The organism is Streptomyces sp. f51, assembly GCF_037940415.1.
Classification (GTDB): domain Bacteria; phylum Actinomycetota; class Actinomycetes; order Streptomycetales; family Streptomycetaceae; genus Streptomyces.
Genome location: NZ_CP149798.1, coordinates 3392972 through 3416093, shown reverse-complemented (window position 1 = coordinate 3416093; position 23122 = coordinate 3392972). Strand labels below are relative to the sequence as shown.

Annotated in this window: 27 protein-coding genes; 19 read left to right on the top strand and 8 right to left on the bottom strand. The window is 71.3% G+C overall.

Features of this window, described 5'->3' with window-relative positions:
- Window positions 1-8: 8 nt before the first annotated feature.
- Window positions 9-188, bottom strand: coding sequence for a hypothetical protein (locus WJM95_RS14925; protein WP_339136052.1), 180 nt, complete (start codon window positions 186-188; stop codon window positions 9-11).
- A gap of 14 nt (window positions 189-202) precedes the next feature.
- Window positions 203-1438 carry a trypsin-like peptidase domain-containing protein gene (locus WJM95_RS14920; RefSeq protein ID WP_339130232.1) on the bottom strand — a complete coding sequence of 412 codons (1236 nt, stop codon included), beginning with the start codon at window positions 1436-1438 and terminating at the stop codon, window positions 203-205.
- Window positions 1439-1938: 500 nt separating this feature from the next.
- Here WJM95_RS14920 and WJM95_RS14915 point away from each other — a divergent pair, with 500 nt between their 5' ends.
- Window positions 1939-3651 (top strand): trypsin-like serine protease, encoded by a 1713-nt coding sequence (locus tag WJM95_RS14915; RefSeq protein WP_339130230.1) that lies wholly within the window; start codon window positions 1939-1941, stop codon window positions 3649-3651.
- Between the two features lie 115 nt (window positions 3652-3766).
- On the opposite strand, the gene WJM95_RS14910 is transcribed toward WJM95_RS14915, so the two are convergent.
- Window positions 3767-4789 carry a LacI family DNA-binding transcriptional regulator gene (locus WJM95_RS14910; RefSeq protein ID WP_339130229.1) on the bottom strand — a complete coding sequence of 341 codons (1023 nt, stop codon included), beginning with the start codon at window positions 4787-4789 and terminating at the stop codon, window positions 3767-3769.
- A gap of 23 nt (window positions 4790-4812) precedes the next feature.
- On the bottom strand, window positions 4813-5631 hold the full coding sequence (locus tag WJM95_RS14905; protein WP_339130227.1) for a response regulator transcription factor: 819 nt from the start codon (window positions 5629-5631) through the stop codon (window positions 4813-4815).
- 256 nt (window positions 5632-5887) lie between these two features.
- Here WJM95_RS14905 and WJM95_RS14900 point away from each other — a divergent pair, with 256 nt between their 5' ends.
- The 8 genes from WJM95_RS14900 (at window position 5888) to WJM95_RS14865 (ending at window position 11905) form a co-directional block, all read left to right on the top strand.
- Window positions 5888-6772: an alpha/beta fold hydrolase gene (locus WJM95_RS14900; RefSeq protein ID WP_339130226.1), complete on the top strand. Its 885-nt coding sequence runs from the start codon at window positions 5888-5890 to the stop codon at window positions 6770-6772.
- Window positions 6773-6967: 195 nt separating this feature from the next.
- Window positions 6968-7222, top strand: coding sequence for a MoaD/ThiS family protein (locus WJM95_RS14895; protein ID WP_037622382.1), 255 nt, complete (start codon window positions 6968-6970; stop codon window positions 7220-7222).
- A gap of 8 nt (window positions 7223-7230) precedes the next feature.
- Window positions 7231-8418: a hypothetical protein gene (locus WJM95_RS14890; RefSeq protein ID WP_339135569.1), complete on the top strand. Its 1188-nt coding sequence runs from the start codon at window positions 7231-7233 to the stop codon at window positions 8416-8418.
- 179 nt (window positions 8419-8597) lie between these two features.
- Window positions 8598-9341, top strand: coding sequence for a DUF2993 domain-containing protein (locus tag WJM95_RS14885; protein ID WP_339130225.1), 744 nt, complete (start codon window positions 8598-8600; stop codon window positions 9339-9341).
- Window positions 9342-9886: 545 nt separating this feature from the next.
- Window positions 9887-10732, top strand: coding sequence for a sulfurtransferase (locus tag WJM95_RS14880; RefSeq protein ID WP_339130224.1), 846 nt, complete (start codon window positions 9887-9889; stop codon window positions 10730-10732).
- 30 nt (window positions 10733-10762) lie between these two features.
- Window positions 10763-11050: a DUF1416 domain-containing protein gene (locus WJM95_RS14875; protein WP_054232391.1), complete on the top strand. Its 288-nt coding sequence runs from the start codon at window positions 10763-10765 to the stop codon at window positions 11048-11050.
- Between the two features lie 161 nt (window positions 11051-11211).
- Window positions 11212-11475 (top strand): DUF3099 domain-containing protein, encoded by a 264-nt coding sequence (locus WJM95_RS14870; protein ID WP_339130222.1) that lies wholly within the window; start codon window positions 11212-11214, stop codon window positions 11473-11475.
- Window positions 11476-11509: 34 nt separating this feature from the next.
- Window positions 11510-11905 (top strand): VOC family protein, encoded by a 396-nt coding sequence (locus WJM95_RS14865; protein WP_339130221.1) that lies wholly within the window; start codon window positions 11510-11512, stop codon window positions 11903-11905.
- Window positions 11906-11966: 61 nt separating this feature from the next.
- On the opposite strand, the gene WJM95_RS14860 is transcribed toward WJM95_RS14865, so the two are convergent.
- Complete coding sequence (locus WJM95_RS14860; RefSeq protein ID WP_339130220.1) at window positions 11967-12329, bottom strand: DsrE family protein; 363 nt, start codon at window positions 12327-12329, stop codon at window positions 11967-11969.
- 155 nt (window positions 12330-12484) lie between these two features.
- On the opposite strand from WJM95_RS14860, the gene WJM95_RS14855 reads away from it, so the two are divergent.
- The 6 genes from WJM95_RS14855 (at window position 12485) to WJM95_RS14830 (ending at window position 17437) form a co-directional block, all read left to right on the top strand.
- The gene (locus WJM95_RS14855) at window positions 12485-13252 is read left to right on the top strand and encodes a hypothetical protein (protein WP_339130219.1); all 768 of its coding nucleotides are present in this window, start codon (window positions 12485-12487) and stop codon (window positions 13250-13252) included.
- A complete protein-coding gene (locus WJM95_RS14850; protein ID WP_339130218.1) occupies window positions 13249-14127 on the top strand; it encodes a hypothetical protein in 879 nt (292 codons plus the stop codon). Before WJM95_RS14855 ends, WJM95_RS14850 begins: the two co-directional genes overlap by 4 nt.
- Window positions 14124-15089, top strand: a complete 966-nt coding sequence (locus WJM95_RS14845; RefSeq protein WP_339130216.1) for a hypothetical protein — start codon at window positions 14124-14126, stop codon at window positions 15087-15089. The genes WJM95_RS14850 and WJM95_RS14845 overlap by 4 nt, the downstream gene beginning before the upstream one ends.
- 261 nt (window positions 15090-15350) lie before the next feature.
- Window positions 15351-15926: an FABP family protein gene (locus WJM95_RS14840; RefSeq protein ID WP_339130215.1), complete on the top strand. Its 576-nt coding sequence runs from the start codon at window positions 15351-15353 to the stop codon at window positions 15924-15926.
- A 76-nt stretch (window positions 15927-16002) separates the two neighbouring features.
- Window positions 16003-16428, top strand: coding sequence for a Fur family transcriptional regulator (locus WJM95_RS14835; RefSeq protein ID WP_339130214.1), 426 nt, complete (start codon window positions 16003-16005; stop codon window positions 16426-16428).
- 43 nt (window positions 16429-16471) lie between these two features.
- Window positions 16472-17437 (top strand): folate-binding protein, encoded by a 966-nt coding sequence (locus WJM95_RS14830; protein WP_339130212.1) that lies wholly within the window; start codon window positions 16472-16474, stop codon window positions 17435-17437.
- A 3-nt stretch (window positions 17438-17440) separates the two neighbouring features.
- Here WJM95_RS14830 and dtd read toward each other — a convergent pair whose 3' ends face one another.
- Window positions 17441-17866 carry a D-aminoacyl-tRNA deacylase gene (dtd, locus tag WJM95_RS14825; RefSeq protein WP_339130211.1) on the bottom strand — a complete coding sequence of 142 codons (426 nt, stop codon included), beginning with the start codon at window positions 17864-17866 and terminating at the stop codon, window positions 17441-17443.
- Window positions 17867-18060: 194 nt separating this feature from the next.
- Between dtd and WJM95_RS14820 the strand changes: the two genes are divergently transcribed.
- The 3 genes from WJM95_RS14820 to WJM95_RS14810 all read left to right on the top strand — a co-directional run bounded on the left by WJM95_RS14820 (window position 18061) and on the right by WJM95_RS14810 (window position 21338).
- Window positions 18061-18717, top strand: coding sequence for an AmfC protein (locus WJM95_RS14820; RefSeq protein WP_339130209.1), 657 nt, complete (start codon window positions 18061-18063; stop codon window positions 18715-18717).
- Between the two features lie 145 nt (window positions 18718-18862).
- A complete protein-coding gene (locus WJM95_RS14815) occupies window positions 18863-19879 on the top strand; it encodes an asparaginase (protein WP_339130207.1) in 1017 nt (338 codons plus the stop codon).
- A gap of 169 nt (window positions 19880-20048) precedes the next feature.
- Window positions 20049-21338 carry a GNAT family N-acetyltransferase gene (locus tag WJM95_RS14810; RefSeq protein ID WP_339130205.1) on the top strand — a complete coding sequence of 430 codons (1290 nt, stop codon included), beginning with the start codon at window positions 20049-20051 and terminating at the stop codon, window positions 21336-21338.
- A 199-nt stretch (window positions 21339-21537) separates the two neighbouring features.
- Here the strand turns inward: WJM95_RS14810 and WJM95_RS14805 are convergent, their stop codons facing one another.
- On the bottom strand, window positions 21538-21723 hold the full coding sequence (locus WJM95_RS14805) for a hypothetical protein (protein WP_339130203.1): 186 nt from the start codon (window positions 21721-21723) through the stop codon (window positions 21538-21540).
- Window positions 21724-21910: 187 nt separating this feature from the next.
- Between WJM95_RS14805 and WJM95_RS14800 the strand changes: the two genes are divergently transcribed.
- Window positions 21911-22813, top strand: a complete 903-nt coding sequence (locus WJM95_RS14800) for a GntR family transcriptional regulator (protein ID WP_339130201.1) — start codon at window positions 21911-21913, stop codon at window positions 22811-22813.
- Here the strand turns inward: WJM95_RS14800 and WJM95_RS14795 are convergent.
- Window positions 22803-22997, bottom strand: coding sequence for a hypothetical protein (locus WJM95_RS14795; RefSeq protein ID WP_339130199.1), 195 nt, complete (start codon window positions 22995-22997; stop codon window positions 22803-22805). The two genes, WJM95_RS14800 and WJM95_RS14795, sit on opposite strands and share 11 nt — an antisense overlap.
- Window positions 22998-23122 lie beyond the last annotated feature (125 nt).

Below are 23122 nucleotides of genomic sequence, written 5' to 3'. Positions count from 1 at the left end.
GGAGGGGATCAGCCGCGTGCCGTGCGGCGGCGGCCGGAGGTCCGGTGCTGCTTGGGCCGCGAGACGGCGGGGGCCAGTTCGGGGGCGCGTCGTACGGGCGGGTGCAGCTCGCGGGCGACGGCCAGGGCGAGGCCGAGTCCGGCCGCGTCACCGGCCGGCGTGGGGTGCGGTACGCGCTTGATCATCATGGCGACCTCCGGGGTCAGCTGTCGGAACCGCCGGCCCGCAGCGCTGCCAGGTCGGACTTGACGGTGTTGATCGGGATGGCGAAGCCGAGGCCGACGCTGCCCGCGCTCGACGAGGAGGACGAGGAGTCCGAAGCGGCGGAGTACATCGCGGAGTTGATGCCGACGATGTTGCCGTTCATGTCGATCAGGGCGCCGCCGGAGTTGCCCGGGTTGAGCGAGGCGTCGGTCTGGAGGGCCTTGTACGTGGTCGTGGAGGAGCCGGTGTCGCCGTTGAACTGCCGGCCGCCGAACTCGAAGGGCCACTGGCCGTTGCCGCCGCCGTTCTGTTGCTGCTGCTGGCCCTGGCTCTCGTCGGTGGAGACGGTCACGTCACGGTCGAGGGCGGAGACGATGCCGCTGGTGACGGTGCCGGTCAGGCCCTCGGGGGAGCCGATCGCGACGACCTGGTCGCCGACCTGGACGCCGTCGGAGTTGCCGAGCGTCGCCGGCTTCAGACCGGAGGGCGCGCTCTCCAGTTTGATCAGCGCGAGGTCCTTCTTGCTGTCGGTGCCGACGACCTTCGCGGTGTACGACTTGCCGTCGTTCAGCTGGACCTTGATCTCGGAGGCGCCCGAGACGACGTGGTTGTTGGTGACGATCTCCCCGCCGGTCGTGATGATCACGCCGGAGCCGGTGGAGGAGCCCGCGTTCGAGGTCGCGCTGATCTCGACGATGCTCGGGCTCACCGCCTTGGCGACACCCGCGACCGTGCCGCGCTGGCTGGTGGGCACCACGTTCGCGCTGGTGCTGCTGCTGCTCGCGGCGACGGTGTCGTTGCCGGTCAGCTCCTGGAAGGCGTACGCCGTGCCGCCGCCGATCGCGGCGGCGACGATCGCCACGGCGGCGAGCAGCGCGAACGGGCCCTTGGCGCGCCGCCGGTTGACGGGGGCCGCGTCGGGCGGTCCTGCCTGGCCGGGGGCCACCGTCGCGAAGGCGGCGGTGGAGCCGGCGTGGTCGGCGGGGTCGGGCCCGGGGTGGCCGGCGTACGGGCCGGCGGTGTGACCGCCGCCCCCGCCGCTGCCGCCGTGACCGGCTCCCGGCCACACGGTGGTGCCCGGCTCGACGTGGACCGGCCCGGCCGGGTCGTACGCCGGCGGCGGGGGCCACTCGGGGTTCACGGGGGAGGAGGGCTGCGACTGCTGCTCCGGGTACGCGGACCCGGAGTGGTCGCCCTGGGGGTACTCGCCGTTGCGGCGGAAGCTGTCGGTCATGAAAAAAGACTGTCCCCCGATCATGAGAGCACCCTGAGTGGCCCCTGAGAAGCCCGACAGAAGCTCGTATGCCCGATATAAAGACGCTTTCTGTGAACCGGCCCGGGGAACCCTGCGGACATCCTGGGAGCGGCCTGTGGGCTCTCGCGGCGGATCCGGCCGCACTGTCAGCGCGTGCCCGGGCGGGCACCGTGTGTGTTTCCGCCCCGCTCCGGCGAACGGCGGGTTGCGCCCGGGTGATGTCCCGGAACGCCCGGGACGAACTCTGTGCCGACCCCGGTGAAGGCCGTGTCCCGAGCGAACGGTGATGCCTACGATTCCCGGGCCGGAGGGGGGCTCCGCGGTTACGCCCGATGTCGATGCAAGCGATTGCTGTCGACGGTCGGGCCGGTGCGTCGTACGCCCTTCTCGGGCCACTGACGAGAGATCCACGCACCCACACCCAGGAGTCCTTAGTGATACCTGCCCTGCGCGCCCGTTGGAGACGCCCCGTCACGGCGTTGCCGACGGCCGCTCTCGCGTTGGCGCTGACCTGCGCCGGCGCCCTCGCGGCACAGCCCGCCTCCGCGGCCGGTGACCCGGCCGGACTGCCCGACGCGAGCGTCGCCCAGTCCACCGCGGCGCCCGCGCCGACCGCCTCCGACAAGGAGCTGCGCCACCGCGTCGTCGAGGCCGCCAAGGCCCAGGCGACCCCGGACACCGCGCCCAGGAAGACGCCGTTCATCATCGGCGGCAGCGAGACGGCCATCTCCTCGGCGCCGTGGATGGTCCAGCTCTCCTACTACGACAGCGCGGCGGGGACCGGCTACTTCTGCGGCGGCACCCTCGTCGCCCCGAACAAGGTCCTGACGGCGGCCCACTGCGTCGCCGGTCTGGACTGGGCGCACAACGGCGCGGTCGTCGCCGGCGCCACCGGTCTGCTGGACACCGCCAACGGCACCGTCGCGGGCGTCTACCGCCAGTGGAACCACCCGCACTTCGACAGCTCGACCCTCCAGAACGACATCGCGGTCCTCACCCTGGACCGTCCGCTGGAGCAGCAGTGGGCGAAGCTGGTGTCCGCGGGCGACAGCGCCTCGTACAAGGCCGGCAACTCCGCGACCGTCTACGGCTGGGGTCTGACCTCGGGCGCCGCGGGCGCCGACCTGTCGGCGAACCTGCGCAAGGTCACCCTGCCGCTGGTCTCGGACGCGACCTGCAACAGCGCGATGAACTCGGTCCTCCACGAGGACGACTTCGTCGAGGGCTCGATGTTCTGCGCGGGCACCCCGGCGACCGGCGTCGACGAGGGCACCAAGAGCCCGTGCAACGGTGACTCCGGCGGCCCGGTGATGTTCGGCGGCAAGATCGTCGGCATCGTCTCGTGGGGTGTCTCGGGCTGCACCGCCCAGGGCGCCTACCCGGTCTTCACCAAGGTGTCCTCGTACACGTGGGCGGCCCAGCCCCGTATCGACGACACGGACCTGACGTTCGACGGCCGTGCCGACCTGCTGGAGCGCACGCCCTCCGGCGGCCTGTTCGAGCAGGACAGCAAGGGCACCTCGCTGGCCGCCCGCGCCTACCAGGGCAACGGCTGGCAGAACGCCAGCTGGGTCCTCCAGGCCGATCTGGACCGGGACTTCTACCAGGACCTGATCATGCGGGACAAGGGTGACGGCAAGCTCTACCGCAGCTACATGAACCACAGCTCGGGCGAGTTCGAGTGGATGCAGATCAGCTCGGTGTGGGGCGGCTACAAGTCGTACGCCGTCCCCGGCGACCTGACCGGTGACGCCCGCCCCGACCTGGTCGCGGTGGACGCGGACGGTTCGGTCTACCTCTACCCGGGCAAGGGCACCGGCCAGTTCTACGGCCGCGTCAAGATCGTCGACAAGGCTTGGAAGAACGTCAGGATCTTCGGTCACGGCGACCTGTCCGGCGACGGCCGCGCCGACCTGCTGGTCCGCAACAGCTCGGGTGTCCTGTACCTCTACCGCGGCACGCAGGTCGAGAAGACCCCGTTCTCGGCGCGGATCCAGGCCCGTACGGGCTGGAACTTCTCCTCGTACGTGGCCAACGGCGATGTGACCGGTGACGGCATCGCCGACGTCGTCGCCCGCGACTCGGGCGGCACGCTCTGGCTCTACCCCGGCACCGGCAAGGCCTCCAGCAGCCTCTTCGGTACCCGCAAGAGCCTCGGCACCGGCTTCAACCAGTACAACCTGCTGTTCTAGGTCCCGCCGGGTCCGGTGCGGCCCAGCCAAGATCCCCGCGTCCCCTCAGGGGGCGCGGGGATCCGCGCTGTCTGCCGGGTGAGAAGCGCGCGAGGGGCGGCGGTGCCGGGCGGGGCTACTCGCAGCCGCAGGACTGGCGCACGACCAGGCGCGAGGGGAACAGCTTCAGCCGCTCGCGGCGGGAGCCGGGGACCCGCAGACCGTCGTCCAGGACGAGGTCCACGGCCGCGCGGGCCATCGCCGAGCGGTCCGATGCGATCGTTGTCAGAGGAGGGTCGGTCAGGGCCGCTTCCTTGACGTCGTCGAACCCGGCGACCGCGAGCTGTCCCGGAACGTCGATGCGCAGCTCGCGCGCGGCGCGCAGGACGCCGATCGCCTGGTCGTCGGTGGAGCAGAAGATGGCCGGGGGCCGGTGCGGTCCCGCGAGCAGTTCGAGGCCGACCTTGTAGGCGTCGTAGCGGTTGTACGGGGCCTCGAAGAGGCGTCCCTCGGTCGGCTTGCCGGCCTCCTGCATGGCGCGCCGCCAGCCCTCGACGTGGTCGGAGACGGGGTCGCCGACGGCGGGCGTCTCGGCCGTGCCGCCGAGACAGGCCACGTACTCGTACCCGTGCTCCAGCAGGTGCCGGGTGGCGAGCTGGGCGCCCCCTATGTCGTCGGTGACGACGGCGACGTCGTCGATCGCCTCGGGGCGCTCGTGCAGCAGCACCACACGTGCGTCCCAGGCGTCGATCTCGGCGGCCGCGTGGTCGTTCAGCGCGTGGCTGACCAGGATCAGCCCGGACACCCGCATGCCGAGGAAGGCCCGCAGATAGTGGACCTCGCGCTCGGCGATGTAGTCGGAGTTGCCGACCAGGACCATTTTCCCGCGCTCGGCGGCGGCCTGTTCGACCGCGTGCGCCATCTCCCCGAAGAAGGGCTGGCGCGCGTCCGGCACGATCAGGCCTATGAGCTCCGTCCGCCGCGAGGCCATGGCCTGGGCGACCCGGTCGGGCCGGTACCCCAGCTCCTTGATCGCGGCGAGAACACGCTCGCGCGTGGCCGGGGCAACCGGCCGGGGTCCGTTGTTGATGACATAGCTGACGACGGCGGTGGAAGTACCCGCCAGCCGCGCCACATCATCCCTAGTCACCTTGGCCACGCGCGGAGTCTACGCGGATGGACCTACCTCTGGGCAGGGCGTACGGCAGCTTCCTGGGGCTGCTCGGCGGCCTGCGTGGGAGCGGTCCCGTCCGGGCGCGCCGTCTCGTCCGCATCATCCGGCTTTGGCTGGGCCGCCTTGGCCTTCGCGGTGTCCGCGGCGCGCTCCACCTTCTCCGGGGTAACGAATCGGTAACCGACGTTCCGGACGGTTCCGATCAGCGACTCGTGCTCGGGACCGAGCTTCGCGCGCAGACGGCGTACGTGGACGTCGACCGTGCGGGTACCGCCGAAGTAGTCGTAGCCCCAGACCTCCTGGAGCAGCTGGGCGCGGGTGAAGACGCGGCCCGGGTGCTGCGCGAGGTACTTCAGGAGCTCGAACTCCTTGAAGGTGAGGTCGAGGACCCGGCCCTTGAGCTTGGCGCTGTAGGTCGCCTCGTCCACGGAGAGGTCGCCGTTGCGGATCTCCATGGGGGAGTCGTCGTTGACGATCTGCTGGCGGCCCATCGCGAGCCTGAGGCGCGCCTCGACCTCGGCGGGGCCCGCCGTGTCGAGCAGGACGTCGTCGATGCCCCAGTCGGCGGTGACGGCCGCGAGGCCGCCCTCGGTCACGACGAGGACGAGCGGACAGCCGGGTCCCGTGGAGCGCAGCAGCTGGCACAGGCTGCGCACCTGCGGGAGGTCACGTCGTCCGTCGATCAGGATGACGTCGGCACCGGGGGTGTCGACGAGTGCCGGGCCTTCCGCCGGAGCCACGCGCACGTTGTGCAGCAGCAGGCCGAGAGCGGGAAGCACCTCCGTCGACGGCTGAAGGGCGTTGGTCAGGAGCAGAAGAGAACTCATCGCGACTCACCCGCTCGGGTCGTCCTGCCTTCGTGCACGGTTCGCTCGCCCATAACGTCTGGTTCCTCCTCGGTCCCTGCGAGGACGTTTGCGGCACTGCTCTGTACTTGCGGCTCCCGTGCGCCATGGGATCCGCAGCGCCCTCTTCAAGGGCCGTACACCTGCGGTTTCCCGCTTCGTATACAACGCTTCCGAAAGCACAAAAGGACCCGGGGGCTACTCTGCCCGAGTCCTCATGCCCAGCAGAATAGCCCACATGAGCCCTGGTCCGGCAGGTCAAGTGACGCGATCTTCCAAGAGTCCACGCCTTGAGACGGCGCCGAGCGCCCCGCTGCGGACGTTTCTGCGTACCGCCGACGGGGTGACGATCGACGCGGCCCACGACCCCGGAACGCAGTCGGACGGTGACCTTGCGTTCATCGTCGCACACGGATTCACCGGCGATCTGGACCGTCCGCACGTCCGCCGCGCGGCCGCTGTCCTCGCCCGCCGCGGTGCGGTGGTCACCTTCTCTTTCCGCGGCCACGGCCGATCGGGCGGCCGGTCGACGGTCGGTGACCGCGAGGTCCTCGATCTGGCGGCCGCGGTCGCCTGGGCGCGTGAACTCGGGCACACCCGGATCGTGACCGTCGGGTTCTCGATGGGGGGCTCGGTGGTGCTGCGGCACGCGGCACTGTACGGGGAGAAGGGGCCGGGGGCCTTGGCGGCCGGGCCGCTGCCCGGCCCGGAGCACGAGGGGCGTGCGCGGGCGCGTACGGACGCGGTCGTCTCGGTGAGCGCGCCGGCCCGCTGGTACTACCGCGGTACGGCTCCCATGCGACGGCTGCACTGGCTGGTGACCCGTCCGGAGGGCCGGATCGTGGGCCGGGTCGGTCTGCGGACCCGTATCGACCACCGTGAATGGGACCCGGTGCCGGCGTCCCCGGTCGAGTGCGTCCCGGACATCGCGCCGACCCCGCTCCTCGTCGTCCACGGTGACCGGGACGGCTATTTCCCGCTCGACCACCCGCGCACGCTGGCCGAGGCCGCCGCGGGCCACGCCGAGCTGTGGCTGGAGCACGGCATGGGCCACGCCGAGAATGCCGCCACCGACGACCTCCTCGTCCGCATCGGCGACTGGTCCGCCACCCACGCGGGCTAGGCCCTGTCCCACGCGGGCTGGGCCCTGTCCCCCGCGGGCTGGGCCCTGCCGTCACATTCCCGTCTGCCCCGCGACGGCCCGCCCTCCGGGCGGACGGCGGGAATTTGACGACAGGGCCTAGCCTGACGGAGTTCACGCAAGCAGGTGCGCGGACACCACACACCAGCACACACAGATCTCCGATTGAGGAACGAGATGGCAAAGGGCACGGTGCGTTACTGGGCCGCCGCCAAGGCCGCGGCAGGCGTCGGCGACGAGCCGTACGACGCCGGCACGCTCGCCGAGGCACTCGACGCGGCCCGCGAACGACACCCCGGCGAATTCGTCCGCGTCTTGCGGCGATGCTCGTTCCTGATCGACGGTGATCCCGTGGGGACCCGCGGGCATGAGACGGTACGGCTGGCCGAGGGCGGCACGGTCGAGGTGCTCCCGCCGTTCGCAGGAGGGTGAGCGAGACGATGAGCAACCAGCCGTACGAGGGTCGCCGCGAGGCGTACGACCCGTATCAGCAGCCGCAGCACCAGGATCCCCCTCAGGGTGCCGACTGGCCGCCGCAGCAGCACACCCAGCAGTGGGAGGGGCAGACCTGGGAGACGCAGGCGCAGGCGCCGGTCCAGCAGACCGACCCCTCGTACCTGCCCCCGCAGGGCTACCAGACCTACGGCGAGCCCCAGGGCTACGGCGATCCCCACGCGTACGGCGAGCCTCACGCGTACGGCGGCGCCGTGGGAGCGGCCCTGCCTCCCGAGGCCCCGGCGCAGCCCTGGAACCCGGCGCACGCCCACGCACCCGGCGCCGAAGCCCCCGCGCGTGACGGCGGGACCCTGCCCGAGAGCGCGGAGGGGACCGGCATCGCCTACGGGCCCGCGACGGTCACCGGCCAGAGCCGGATCACCGACGCCCAGCGCGCCCGCGCCGAGGGACGCTCGCCGATCATCGAGCCCGGGATCCAGCCGGCCGCGCTGACGGCGCTGCTCGGGCTGCTGCTCTCCGGGACGGCGGCGATCGGCCAGTACGCCCTCGTCGTCCCGCTCGTCCTGCTCCAGGCCGTCACCGCGGCGGGCTGGTTCCGGCTGAACGGGATGTGGCCCGCCCGCCAGGGCATCGCCCTGGCGTTCCTGGGCGCGGTGACCGCCGACGTGGCGCTGCTCGCGGCCGGCCGGGAGAACGCGCCCGCCGCGATCCTCGGCACCCTCGGCGTCTGGGTCCTGCTGACCCTCGTGCTGCAACTGCGCAGCCACGCCGACCCCGACACCCGGATGTACGGCCTGATGGCGACCGTCGTCTCCGCGGCGCTGGCGATCATCGCGACCGGGTATCTGGCGGCCGAGCCGGACGCCGTCACGGTGGGCGCCGCCGCGGTCGCCGTGGCGGTCCTGGCCCGTGCGCTGCCGCTGCCCACGGCGGCCTCCGTGGCCGTCGCGCTGCTGGCCGCGGCCGGCGCGGGCATCGCGGTCGGCGGGATGACGGACCTGGGCACGCAGGGCGCCTTCCTCGGGCTCGGTGCGGGCGCGTGCGCGCTGATCGGCCACCGGGTGGCGAGCTACGACTACCCGTCCCGCTTCGTCCAATTCACCGCGGGCGTGGCACTGCCGCTGGCCGCCGCGGCTCCGGCGGTCTACCTGCTGGGACGGGCGCTGGGCTGACCGGCCCGCCGGGTTCCCGGTCCCGCCCGCCCCTGGCCGTCCGGCCGCGCCGGTTCGTCACAGGTGATCGACAACCACTCCGAAGGGCCCCCGATCCGGGGGCCCTTCGGAGTTAGGCTCGGAAGCGGTGGCCACTCGGCCGTCCAGACGGGGCCGTCCCAGGTGGGGGAACAACGAGCATGCGCGCACTGCGAATATCCCTGATTCTGTTAGTCGTTCTCGGCGGACTCTTCGTGCTCGCCGACCGGGTGGCGGTCGGGTTCGCGGAGGACGAGGCGGCGGGCCGGATCAAGAGCACCGAGGGCCTCGCGTCCACCCCCGACGTGTCCATCGGGGGCTTCCCGTTCCTCACCCAGGTCGTCGCCGGGGAGTTCGACGACGTGAAGATCGGCATCAAGGACTACGAGGCGCCGACCGGCGGCACGGGGTCCTCGGCCCGCACGATCCGCATCGACGACCTCGACGCCGAGATGCACGGCGTCGCCTTCAGCAGCGGTTACAGCTCCGCCACCGCCGGCAGCGCCACCGGCACCGCGTCGATCTCGTACGCCGAGCTGCTCAAGGCCGCCAAGTCCGGGCCCTCGGAGATCGCGCCCGGGGTCAAGGCCCAGATCATCGGCCTCTCCGACGGCGGCAACGGAAAGATCAAGGTCACCGTCTCGGGGACCGTCCTCGGCGCGAAGCTGCCCGAGCCGGTCTCGGTGCTCAGTTCCGTGACCGTCTCCGGCGACACGGTGAAGGTGCACGCGGACTCCCTGCCCAAGCTGGGCGTCCGGCTCGCCGAGGGCCGGATCCGCTCGATCACCGACTTCCAGCAGAAGATCCAGCAGCTTCCGGGCGGTATCAAGCTCGACAGGGTCGAGGCGGCCCCGAACGGTGTCGAGATCTCGGTGAAGGGTTCGGACGTCCGGCTGGTCGGGTAGGCGTCCGGTCGGCGGGCCGCGGCCCGCCGACCACGGGGCATCGGCGCTCCGGCGGTCCCGCGCGACCTGGAGCGGCCGTGCTCCGGCGGTTCGAACCGCCGGGAGCGCGCCCTCCGAGGGCCGTCTGTCCGAAAGGCGAGACGGGCCTGTCCGTACCGCAGATGCCCTGCCGGGCAGGTGCCCGGTCCGGGCCCCCGAAATCCGTGCGGGCCGGGCCCCGACGGCTCTCGTGTCCCACAGTGCGGACGATCGCGTCTCAATATCCGACACACCGGTGACATGCCCGCCTGTCCGTCCCTACGATCGGACCCATGAAGCGACAGGCGGATCTCACGAAGCGGCGGGCAGTAGACCTGTGCCGCGTCGCCGCCATGCTCTGTCGCACCTTCTGAGCGGAAGCGTTCCCGCCTTCCGCGAGCCGGGCCCCTGGACCTCTCTTGTCCGGGCCACGATTGCGCCGCGCAAGCCCTCACCGGCACGCACCGCACCGCGCACCCTCTCCACACCGCACCACCCCGCCGCAACTGCCCCGGAGGAGAACGAGCATGAGCCGCAGCGACGTCCTGGTAGACGCCGATTGGGTCCAGGACCACCTGGACGACCCGAACGTGGCGGTCGTCGAGGTCGACGAGGACACGTCGGCGTACGAGAAGAACCACATCAAGAACGCCATCCGGATCGACTGGACCAAGGACCTCCAGGACCCGGTCCGCCGTGACTTCATCGACCAGGAGGGCTTCGAGAAGCTCCTCTCGTCGAAGGGCATCGCCAACGACACGCTGGTCGTCCTCTACGGCGGCAACAACAACTGGTTCGCGTCCTACGCCTACTGGTACTTCAAGCTGTACGGCCACGAGAACGTGAAGCTGCTCGACGGCGGCCGCAAGAAGTGGGAGCTCGACTCCCGCGACCTGGTCGACGGCTCGCAGGTCCCCGAGCGCGCCGCCACCGCGTACAAGGCCAAGGCCCAGAACACGGCCATCCGCGCCTTCCGCGACGACGTCGTCGCCGCGATCGGCTCGCAGAACCTGGTCGACGTCCGGTCGCCCGACGAGTTCAGCGGCAAGCTCCTCGCCCCGGCCCACCTGCCGCAGGAGCAGTCGCAGCGTCCGGGCCACGTCCCGAGCGCCCGCAACATCCCGTGGTCGAAGAACGCCAACGACGACGGCACCTTCAAGTCGGACGACGAGCTCAAGGAGCTCTACGCCGCCGAGCAGGTCGACCTCGCCAAGGACACGATCGCCTACTGCCGCATCGGTGAGCGTTCCGCGCTCACCTGGTTCGTGCTGCACGAGCTCCTCGGTGTGCAGAACGTCAAGAACTACGACGGCTCCTGGACCGAGTACGGCTCCCTCGTCGGCGTGCCGATCGAGCTCGGCGCCAACAAGTAATCCCCAAGGCCTGAAGGACGGAATCGAAATATGTGTGGAGCGAAGGCCGGCGGCCCCGACGCCTCGACGATCAAGCCCGGTGAGACCACGATCCAGGGTCAGGTGACCCGCGACGGCGAGCCGGTGACGGGCTACGTCCGTCTGCTGGACTCGACCGGCGAGTTCACGGCGGAGGTCCCCACCTCCGCGACGGGTCAGTTCCGCTTCTACGCGGCCGAGGGCACCTGGACCGTCCGCGCGCTGGTCCCCGGTGGCACCGCCGACCGTACGGTCGTCGCCCAGACCGGTGGCCTCGCCGAGGTCGCGATCGCCGTCTGAACGGCGGACCGCCGTCCGTGACGGCGGTCGACGAAACGGCCGAAGGGCCGCACCCCCGGGGGTTGGACGCTTACCGGATCGGGGTGCGGCCCTTCGGCTCGCCCGCTTCCGGGGCCCGCCGGCACTGCGCCGGACGGGTTGTCCGGGCCTACGCTGGTGGTATGTACGCGCGCAGGCGGCATCTGTATTTCGCCATGATGGGGACGTGCATCGTGCTGTTCGTCCTCGCATGGTCGGTCGTACGGCTCTGGTCGGTTCCCGCGGCCGTCGCCATGTGCGTGGTCGCCATGCTGATTCCGCCGGTCGCCGCGATGGTGGCCAACCGGCGGGGGCCCGAGGACCGCTGGTGGGACGACCCGTCCGGGGACCCGAAGTCCGACGAGTGGTGGGACGAGCTGGACGGCAAGAAGCGGCGGCAGCCGTGAACCGACGGCAGCGGTAGGAGCGGAAAAGGCGTCTATGTCGCGTACGAGGTTGTCCACCGTGGTGCTCGACGCGCCCGACGCCCGTGAACTCGCCGACTTCTACCGGAGGCTGCTCGGGTACGAGGTACGGGCCGAGGAGCCCGACTGGGTGCTCATCGGACCCCCGTTCGGCGGGGTCGCGCTCGCCTTCGAGACCGAGCCGCTCTACACACCGCCGGTGTGGCCGGCCGGCCCGGGCGACCAGCGGATGATGCTCCATCTGGACATCGAGGTCGACGACCTGGCGGAGGAGACGGCCTACGCCGTCGAGCAGGGCGCCCGGCTCGCCGAGAACCAGCCCCAGGAGGACGTACGGGTGCTGTTCGACCCGGCGGGCCACCCGTTCTGCCTCTGGGTGGACACGCGCAGCCGGCGCAGACGGGGCCAGTGACGGCACGGTGGCCGGGGGCGGCCGGGGCCAGTGACGGCACGCCGACCGGGAGCGGCCGCGGTCAGTAGACCAGCGCCTGCGTCCCGTCCGCCATCGCCTCCTGCACGAACACCTGCGCCCCCGCGATCCGTACGCCCTCCAGGACGTCCTTCTCCGTGATGTCGCGCCGGGCCGCGCACTGGGTGCACAGGGTGACGCGCCCGGCCGCCAGGACCGAGTCGATCAGATCGGGCAGCGGCGCCGCGTGCGGCAGTTCGAACTCGGCGGCGCGCCCCGGCAGCGCGAACCAGGAGGACTCGCCGGTCAGCCAGAGGGAGACCTCCACACCACTGGCCACGGCCACCGCGGCGACGGTGAACGCCTGTGAGCAGCGTTCCGGGGCGTCGGCCCCCGCCGTCACCTTGATCACGAGCTTGTTCGCCATGACCGTCATCGTAATCCGAATCGTGATCAACGTCCGGACAACCCCGTGTGGGGGCCACGAGTCTCCTGTGCGCGGATACGGAATCCGTGATTCACCTTCTGTGGGGGGACGTCTTGGTAGGACCCGAAGGATCCGAACAACCGGAAAGACCGAGCGTGTCCGCAGACACGACGATTGTCGACCCCGGTACGACGGCGGACGCGCCGTCAGAACCCGTGCCCCGTCGGCGCGGTCGTACGACTCTGCTCATCGCCACGGCGGCCGTGCTCGGCCTCGTCGCCGGCACCTGCACCGGATTCCTGGTCCAGGCCCACCGCGCGCCGACGAAGCTGCCCTCGCTGTCGCAGCCGGTGGTGACCCAGGCCAAGGGCCCCGGTCCCGACCCGCTGTCCGCCGCCCAGGACCACCGGGTGAAGACGGACGGCGACCTGCGCAAACTCCTGATCACCCGGCCGAAGGGCACCAGGGAGGCCCACTGGACGGGCTCCGACGGCTGGATGGACATGACGGAGTACGCGGACTCCTACAAGAAGCCCGCCAACGCGTTCCCCGACCTCATCAACAACGAGTTCCGCCGCGCGGCCGTGGCCGGCTGGGAACAGGGCGGCACGACCACCGTGGAGATCCGCCTGGTGCAGTTCCGCCAGGAGGAGAGCCTCAAGGCCGACGAGTACGCCGACAACGAGTACTTCTGGGCGGAGAAGGAGGCCGGCACCCGCAGCTGGTCCCTCCCCGGCACCGGGGACGGCATGGCGTACGTCCACACCCGGCCCGAGACGAAGCCCGGCTACCTCCCGATGTACTCGGCGGAGGCGCACGCCTGGCGCGGTGACATCGCCATGGAGATATGGATCTACGGCACCAGGCCGATCGCCAAGGAAAAGATCATGGACCTGGCCAAGCGGCAGGTGGGACGACTGTGAGCGAGCACCCGACCGAGACCCCCGCCGAGGGCCACACCGAGACCCCGGCCGGAGGCGTCACCGAAGCGCCGGCCGAGGGCGTCACCGAGACCCCCGCCGAGGCCGTGGAGGAGGCCGTGAAGCCCAAGCGGCGGCTGCGCCCCCGCCGTGTCGCCGCCGTCTCCGGTGCCGTCCTGCTGGTCGCCGCCGTGATCGGTGGTGTCGGCTGGACCGCGGCGACCGTGGACGCGGCCGACCGCGAGCCGGGAAAGCCCACCTGGCGCTTCCCGAAGCAGGTGAAGGACAAGGACGAGAAGGCGAAGGACGCCAAGGGACTCGCGGGCATGCTCCTGCCCTACGACAAGGCCTACGGGCGCGGTCCCGACCTCGGCGAGTTCGGCGCCGACGCCCGGCTGAATGGCCGTCAGGCCACCGCGCTGCGCAAGGAGTCGCTCCGTGACCTGCCCCGCGCCCAGCGGCGGCAGCTGGAGAAGGAGATCGACGACGAGCACATCAAGGGGGTCGTCATGCGCAGTTACGCGAGCGCGGACTCCTACGCGGTCTACAAGAAGCAGTCCTTCACCGCGAGCGTCACGCTGTCCCAGATGGAGAACCAGCGGACCGTGCGGAACATCTCGAAGTCGCACAACGCGCTGCTCGCATCGCTCGGCATCTTCCGCAAGGGCCCGAAGATCGAGGGCCACAAGAACGCCGGGTGCTTCCTGCCGCCCAAGAGCAAGGCCGAAAAGCTCGACATGATGTTCTGTTCCGCGTACGAGGGAGACGTGCTGGTGAGCGCCACCGTCTCCGGCGTCAAGCCGCTCGACGGCCCGACCGTCGCCCGCTTCCTGACCGCCCAGCTCGACCGGATCACGGACCCGGGGGAGGCCGTATGACCGAGAACCTTGCCGCGCCCGACATCGCGGAGGCGGCCACAGCACCGGAGACGGCCGTGGAACCGGCGCCGGTGACGACGCCGGGGACCGCCGGCGGAACGGCGCCCACGGACGGGACCGCGCCGGAGGTGCCGCCCCTGGCGCCGGCGGACGCCCCGGCTCCCGCCGAGGACCTTCCGGTGGCACCCCGGGTGAAGAAGGACCGCCGTGTCCTCCGTGCCGTGCTGCGCTGGACCGCGGCCACCGTCGTGTTCGCGACGGCCGGCGCCGCCGCCGCGTACGGCATCACGGACATGCGGCGCACCGACGTCCCGGGCCTCGCGACCGTGTCCGACGGGCGCTGGACCTACCCCGACATCCGGTTCCCGCCGCTGCCGTCGGGCAGCCCGAGCGCCTTCGCCGAGGCGAACGGGGCGAACATCCACTACGCCGACCTGCGCAGACTCCTGCTGCCCGTTCCCGAGGGCGCGAAGGCCGACAAGGACCTGCGCGGCACAGACGGCTGGCTGGCGAAGACGGACTTCCTCGACGCGTACGCCTCGAAGGACGACCGCGATCGCCTCGGCCGGCTGCTGACGGACTACGCCCTGCGGCACATCGCCGCCCGGGGCTGGACCACCCCGGACGGCACCCACACCCGGATCTATCTGCTCCGGTTCGACTCCGCCGCCATCGTCGACTCGCTCCAGCAGGACGAGCTCACGAGCTGGGACAGCCCGAACTTCGCGCTGCGGGGCGCGGCCGACGTGCACAGCGACGGGAGTCTCCCGCAGTCCGTCCAGGTCGTGAACGTCCCGCACTACACGTACGAGGAAGCCAAGCCGTACGGCGCCGAGCAGGTCAGGCAGGCGTACCTGGTGGCCGGGGACACCCTCGGTCTGGTCGTCCAGTCCCGGAAGGGCGCCGCGAGGAAGATCCCCTTCCAGCAGACGGTCGTCCTTCAGAGCCAGTTGCTCGGCTGACGCGGCCGGGCCCGCAAGGCGCACCTGGAAGAGAGGGCCGGGCCCCAGCCGCGTAAGCTGGGGCCCGGCCTTTGTGTACCTCCCCAGTCCCGGCCGAGCCCGGGCGGGGACCCGTTCCGCTCACCGAGGAGCACCCCGTGGAGATCTTCTTCGAAACCCTGCTGGTCCTGGTCTGCGTCGGCGTGCTCGCCTTCGCGGGGCTGACCGTGAAGAAGCTGTACCAGGGCCAGCGCTGACCCCCACCAAGGAACTGTTCAGCTCATGATCGAGATTCCGTCGGACCTCCACAAGGACCTGGTCCCCCTTGTCTTCCTGCTCGGCGACTGGGCGGGAGTCGGCGTCCACGACTTCCCCGGCTCCGAGAAGTGCAACTTCGGGCAGGAGGTCAGTTTCACGCACGACGGGCGGGACTTCCTGGAGTACCGCTCGCACAGCTGGGTGCTCGACGAGAACGGCGAGAAGGTCCGGCCGCTGGAGACGGAGTCCGGCTTCTGGCGCGTCGACGCCGACCGCAAGGTCGAGGTCGTGATGACCCGCGACGACGGCGTCGTCGAGATCTGGTACGGCGAGATCGCCGACAAGAAGCCGCAGATCGACCTGGTCACCGACGCGGTCGCCCGCACGGCCGCCTCCGGCCCCTACAGCGGCGGCAAGCGCCTGTACGGCTACGTGAACAGCGACCTGATGTGGGTCGGCGAGAAGCAGACCCCCGAGGTCGAGCTGCGCCCCTACATGTCCGGGCACCTGAAGAAGGTCGTCACCCCGGAGGACGTCGAGCGCTGGGCCAAGGCCCTGCCCGACGACATGCCGGACGACGGAATCGCCTTCTTCAAGTAGGCGGCCCGCGCACCGCCCCGAGCCGCCCCGCCGTTCCCCGGGGCGGCTCCCACGGGAATGGTCCTAGACTTCCAGTGTGGTGAGCACCGACTGGAAGAGCGACCTCAGGCAGCGCGGCTACCGGCTGACGCCTCAGCGCCAGCTTGTCCTCGAAGCAGTGGACACCCTGGAACACGCGACCCCCGACGACATCCTCGGCGAAGTGAGGAAGACGGCGTCGGGGGTCAACATTTCCACGGTCTACCGGACCCTGGAGCTCCTGGAGGAGCTCGGGCTGGTCAGCCACGCCCATCTGGGGCACGGAGCGCCGACGTACCACCTGGCCGACCGGCACCACCACATCCACCTCGTCTGCCGCGACTGCTCGAACGTCATCGAGGCCGACGTCTCCGTCGCCGCCGAGTTCACCGCGAAGCTCCAGGAGACCTTCGGCTTCGAGACGGAGATGAAGCACTTCGCCATCTTCGGCCGCTGCAAGGACTGCCAGGCCCTCCAGAAGTGACAGAAATAAAATCTGCGACCGCGCGGTCGTACTGTGTATGTCCATGAAGAGCCCCCTCCTGTCCCTGCCGGGCGCCGTACCCGCCGAAGGCGTGGACGAAGGCGTCGCCGGCCACTACGGCGACCTGTTCCGTGAGCAGCGCGTCCTCGCCGACGGCGTCGGCTTCGTGGACCTCTCGCACCGCGGTGTCGTCACCGTCACCGGCGACGACCGGCTGGCCTGGCTGCACCTGCTGCTCACGCAGCACGTCACCGACCTCCCCGCCGGACAGGCCACCGAGGCGCTGATCCTCTCCGCGAACGGCCACATCGAGCACGCGCTGTATCTCGTCGACGACGGCACGACGGTGTGGATGCACACGGAACCCGACACCCAGGAGGCGCTGGTCGCCTACCTGGAGTCGATGAAGTTCTTCTACCGGGTCGAAGTCGCCGACCGCACCGCCGACTTCGCCGTCGTCGAGCTCCCGGCCGGTTCGATCGCCGAGGTCCCCGAGGGAGTCGTCGTCCGCGAGACCCCGTACGGCCGTGATCTCTTCCTGCCCCGCGCGGACCTGGAGTCCTTCGCGGAGAAGGCCGGACCGCCCGCTGGACTCCTCGCCCACGAGGCCCTGCGCGTCGAGCAGCACAGGCCCCGCCTCGGCTTCGAGACCGACCACCGCACGATTCCGCACGAGCTCGGCTGGATCGGCACCGCCGTCCACCTCCAGAAGGGCTGCTACCGCGGCCAGGAGACCGTCGCCCGCGTCCAGAACCTGGGCAAGCCCCCGCGCCGCCTGGTCTTCCTCCACCTCGACGGCAGCGAGGTCGTCCTGCCCCCGCACGGCACCGAGCTGCGCGTCGCGGACGGGACCCCCGACGGCCGCGCGATCGGCTTCATCACCACCTCCGTACGCCACCACGAACTCGGCCCGATCGCCCTGGCCCTCGTGAAGCGCAACGTGCCGGTGGACGCCCCGCTGATGGCGGACTCGACGGCGGCGGCACAGGAGGTCGTGGTCGAGCCGTAGGGCTCACATCTCCAGGAGGACGGTGAACGGGCCGTCGTTCGTCAGCGAGACCCGCATCTGGGCGCCGAAGCGGCCCGTGGCGACCGTGGCGCCCAGAGCGCGGAGCTGGGCGACCACCTCGTCGACCAGGGGCTCGGCCACATCGCCGGGAGCGGCCGCGTTCCAGGTGGGACGGCGGCCCTTGCGGGCGTCCCCGTACAGCGTGAACTGGCTGATGACGAGCAGCGGCGCGTCGATGTCGGAGCAGGACCGCTCGTCGGCCAGCATCCGGACCGACCACAGTTTGCGGGCGAGTTGGGCCGCCTTCTCCTCGGTGTCCTCGTGAGTGACCCCGACCAGGACACACAGGCCCTCGCCGCTGATCTCGCCGACCGTCTCGCCGTCCACGACGACGCTCGCGCCGTCCACTCTCTGCACCACCGCACGCATGCGGACCATGATGCCGTGTCATGGCTGCGTCGCGCCGTGCGGGCCCTTCGCGTGATTTTCCGGGGTAACCAACCCGCCATCTGGGGCCGATCGGGTCACTCGGTCACATAGCGGCCATCTGGGGTGGCACCATGCGGGGTGTTGCGGTCCGGCCGTTGGGCGGACCGCGCCGGTCGAGGGGACGGTAGAGGTACATGAGCACATCGAGGACCGGGCAGCAGACGGCGGCCGTGTCATTGACCCGCACGAACGCGACGGCGGAGGCGATGACGGCCCGGCCGCCGGTGCAGCGCACCGACAGCGGCCCGCTGGCGGCCGATCCGGCCCTGACCGGCATCGCCGTGCTCCGGCTGCCCGAGCTGCGGACGCTGCGCCGGGACGCCCAGCGGGACGAGGCCGACCTCAGCTATGTGCGGCGGCTGCTCCAGGGACGCATCGACATCCTGCGCGCCGAGCTCGCGCGCCGCGGGGAGCGCCGGCTGTCCGGCCCGGCCTCGGGACACCGCTCGCCCGTGGAGCAGGGGAAGCCCTCCGTCGTCGAGCGGCTCTCGGAGATCCTGACGGACGCGCCGGCCCGGTACCGCTCCTCGGCCCGCCACGTGACCGTGGGCACCCCGCACGGCGAGGAGTACCGCGCGCTGGCCGCCGACATGCTCGCCGAGGTGGAGCTGTCGGACCTGAACGCCCGGACGGACGAGGAGCTGGGCGCGGGGCTCGGCCGTCTCGTCCGCTACGAGCAGCAGGTCTCCCGGCGGCGTCAGCGGCTCCAGCGCACGGCCGACGATTGCAGCGCCGAGATCGCCCGCAGGTACCGTGAAGGGGAAGCACAAGTAGACGACCTGCTCATGTGACGTGGCGGCCCCGGCGATCCCGGGGCCGAGGGGCGCGCCGGGTTCCAGGAGGCGCGTTTCCGCTCCGCGCAGGCGGGGGCGCGGTCCGGGCCACGCCCCGGCCGCCGCCTTCCGAGCGGGTCCCCGTTCCGGAAGGCCACCGCCGATGTCCGCAGCTCCCCGCACGCCCGAAGGCCCGTCCATATCCGCCGGCGCACCGGGTACACCCGGCGCCGCTCCCGCCGCGCTCCCGGTGCTCGCCGAGGTCGTACGCTCCGGGTTCGTCGAGGGCCACCACCGCGGCAGCCTGGTGGTGCTGGCCGCCGACGGCGGCGTCGAGCTGGCGCTCGGCGAGGTGACGGCACCGGTCTTCCCCCGCTCCTCGAACAAGCCCATGCAGGCGGCGGGCGTCCTGCGCGCGGGCCTGGACCTGACCGGGGAGCGTCTCGCGCTCGCGGCCGCGAGCCACTCCGGTGAGATCTTCCACCGCGATCTGGTCCAGAAGATGCTCGTCGAGCACGGGCTGGATGCCGGGCAGCTCCAGTGCCCGCCGGACCTGCCGCTGGACCCCGTGGAGGCCGAGACCTACCTCGCCTCCGGTGCCGTCCGCGACCGGGTCACCATGAACTGCTCCGGCAAGCACACGGCGATGCTGGCGGTGTGCGCGCAGCGCGGCTGGCCCACCGAGTCCTACCTCGACCCCGGGCACCCGCTCCAGCAGCTGATCCACTCCGTGGTCGAGGAGGCCGCCGGGGAGCCCGTCGCGGCTGTCGGCACGGACGGCTGCGGGGCGCCGCTGATGGCCATCACCCTCACGGGTCTCGCCCGCGCCTTCCGCTCCTTCGTCCTCGCGGCCCCGGGCTCCGCCGAACGCCGGGTGGCGGACGCCATGCGCGCCCACCCCGAGTACGTGGCCGGCACCCGGCGCCCCGACACCTGGCTGATGCGCGAGGTCCCGGGTGTCCTGTCGAAGATGGGCGCCGAGGCCGTCCAGGCGGTCGCCCTGCCCGACGGCCGCGCCCTCGCCTTCAAGATCGACGACGGCGGGAGCCGCGCGCTGGGCCCCGTCCTGGCCCGGGCCCTCACCTTGCTCGGCGTGGACGCCCCGGTGGTCACCCGCATCGGCAGCGCACCGCTGCTGGGCGGCGCCCGAGAGGTGGGCGAGATCCGGGCGGCCTTCTGATTCCGGGGAGCGGGCGAGATGGGGGAGGTGTTCCGATCCGGGGATCCGGGGCGTGCCGCGGCTTCGTGACCGGGGCCCGCTCGGAGTACGGGAGTGGGGTCTCCCCGGGTCGTGGGCCCCGGGGAAAATCCCGCGACACCTCGGCCGGGGGCGGCCTAGCGTGGGCCCCATGACCTCGCACGGTGCCAGCGACGCCCTTGACCCGAACGCCGGCGACACGATCGACGTACGGCCGATCACCGCCCGGGAACTGCCCGACTGGCTGCGTGCCGTGAAGACGGGGTTCCTCCAGCCGCCGGTCGTCTCGGACGAGGAGCAGGTGAACAGGGCCTCCGGGGTCATCCTGTCGAGAACCCTGGGCGCTTTCGACGGTTCCCGCTGTGTGGCGACGTTCAGGTCGTTCCCGCAGGAGCTCACCGCGGTCGGCGGGGCGGCCGTCCCGGCGGACGCGATCTCGAACGTGACCGTCTCGCCCACGCACCGCCGCCGGGGCCTGCTCACCCGCATGATGAAGGCCGACCTGGCGGCGGCGAGGCAGCGCGGCGACGTCGCCGCGACGCTCATCGCCGCCGAGTACCCGATCTACGGCCGTTACGGCTTCGGCCCCGCCACCACCTCCACCGAGTGGACCGTCGACGTACCGCGCACCGGCCTCGACCCCCGCTGGGCGGGTCCGGCCGACGGCGGCCGGATCGACCTCCTGGACGCCGAGGACGTACGCAAGTCGGGCCCCGAACTGCACGAGCGGTTCCGGCGCGCCCGGCCGGGCGCGATCGACCGCAACGACCGGTGGTGGCAGGTCAACACCGGCGTGCTGCGGTTCGGCGGCACCTGGAAGGAACCGTTCTACGCGTCGTACCGCTCGGCGTCGGGCGAGATCGAGGGCCTGGTCTCCTACACGGCGGACGACAGCTGGGGCGACTCCAACCAGCCCGCCAACACGGCCGAGGTGAACTGGCTGCTCGCGGTGACGCCTGCGGCCGAGCGCGCCCTGTGGAACTACCTCTGCTCGATCGACTGGATCACCCGGGTCAGGACCGGCCGCCGTGCCCCCGACGACCTGCTGCCCCAGTTCCTGCCGGACCCGCGCGCAGCCCGCGTCACCCGCCACACGGACTGGCTCTGGGTACGGATCCTGGACGTCGTCCGGGCCCTGGAGGCGCGCACGTACGGGGCCGAGGGGACGCTCGTCCTGGACGTGGCGGACGGGAGCGGTCCCGACGGCGGCCGCTACCGCCTCACGGCCGCCGCGGACGGCACGGCGGCCTGCGTCGCGACCGCGGAGGCTGCGGACCTGTCGCTCTCCGTCGCCGATCTGTCGACCCTGTGGCTCGGGGACGAGTCCGCGGTCAGGCTGGCGGCGCTCGGCCGGGTCCGGGAACGGCGGGAGGGCGCCGCCCGTCTGGCCGACGCCCTGCTGCGGACGTCCAGGCGACCGTGGTGCCCGGACGTCTTCTGAACCGTGGCTGTCTGCGGGCGGGTCTCCTTCCGTGCGGGCGGGTGACGACTCCTGCGGTCGCCGTGAGTGCCGCGACCGACGATCCGTAGCGATTCGGTTGTGGTGGTACGGGGTGACGCGGTGGTGCGGACTGACCGTGCTCCCGGCTCCCCTCCGGAAGGGAGCGCGGTCAGCCGGACTGGCGGACGACGGCGTCAGCTCAGCCGGACTGGGCGAGCAGCATCACGAGGATCACGGCCCCGATGCCGCTGACGGTGGTGTTCCGGGCCTTGAGCCCGACGGACAGCGCGACGAACGCGATGATGCCCATCGGCCCGTACTCCCACTGGATGACTTGCTCGAATCCGATGGCAAGGGCGGCGACGGCGAGGGCGACGAGCGGCATGACGGTCCCTCCTCGGGGACGGGGAGGCGGACCCCCGCGACGATGCTTGGGCGCCAACCATCTGCAATATCTGCCATGTTGCTTAAGTTGGTTACCAACTTACCCTTCCTGTAGCGTTGTTGGAACGACTCATAACCATCTATCAAGTAACTGCCTTAAGATGGCCGGAAGTTGTAGGGTCTTGGTCATGGACCCGGAACATGCCGTCGTCAACGGGCGGAACAGGTCACCACGGCCGCCGAGGTCACACCGAGAGGTGGCCGACGAACTGCGCAGCCGGATCAGGTCCGGCCAGCTGCGGGCCGGCCAGCGCATGCCGACCCAGGCCGAACTGGCCGGCGAGTTCGGCGTCGAACGCGGCGCGGTGCGCCAGGCGTTGCGCATCCTCCAGTCCGAGCACCTGCTGGCCAACGTGTCCAAGGGGAGTCCGGCGACGGTCGCGGACCATCCCGAGAGGGCGCTGACCGGGCCGCAGGCCCAGCCGCAGTCCACGATGGTGGCGCTCGCCCCGCGGATCACGGCGGCCTTCGAGGTCCCGCACGTGGAGATCGACGCGCTGTGTCTGACCGCGGTGTCGCTCACCCTCGCCATGGGCGAGCCGTTGCGCGAGATCCACGCGGGACGCATGAAACCGGCCAAGGTCGACGTCCGGGTGATGCTTCCCAGCCGGGACATCGACCTCGCCTTTCCCGCGTCGGTCGACGGCCTGGCGGACGACCGCCCGCGGCTTCGCTGGCTGGCCCAGCGCAACGCCCAGATGCGGGTGCTGCGGCACAATCTGCTGGCGCTGCGGACCACGCACGGCATCGACGTGCGGGTCTCCTTCCGCGCGCTGCCCTTCACCCCGCCCGTGAAGCTGTACCTGCTCAACGAGGCCGAGGCGCTCTTCGCGTACTACACGCTCGCGCGGCGGGGCGAGGAGATCGACCACGAGTACCTGGAGATGTACGACGCCCAGGGCACGCAGTCGATGCTGTTCCCCTTCGGCCAGGGGGTGGGACCGCGGGACACCACGTTCGTGGAACAGTCCCACCTCTGGTTCGACGCGCTCTGGGAGACGATCAGTTCGGAACTGCTGATCACGAACTGATGGCCGGACCCGCGACCAGCAGGGCCAGGACGCAGGCCCCGATGGAGCTGCACGTGGGGTTCTTCGCCTTGATCCCGACGGCGAGCAGCAGTAGTCCGACGATGCCCGTCGGTCCGTACTGCCATCGAACGAGCTGCTCGCAGCCGACGACGAAGACGGCGGAGAGGAGGGTGATGGCGGGCATGGTGGTTCCTCCTGCATCTCTTCGGTGACCTGTGCGGGGAGATCGGCGCCATGGGCGGGAGAGGGGAGGCAAAACTTCCGCCATCTTGGCCAAGTTGGCAACCAACTCTGGCTAGGTTGTCCCCA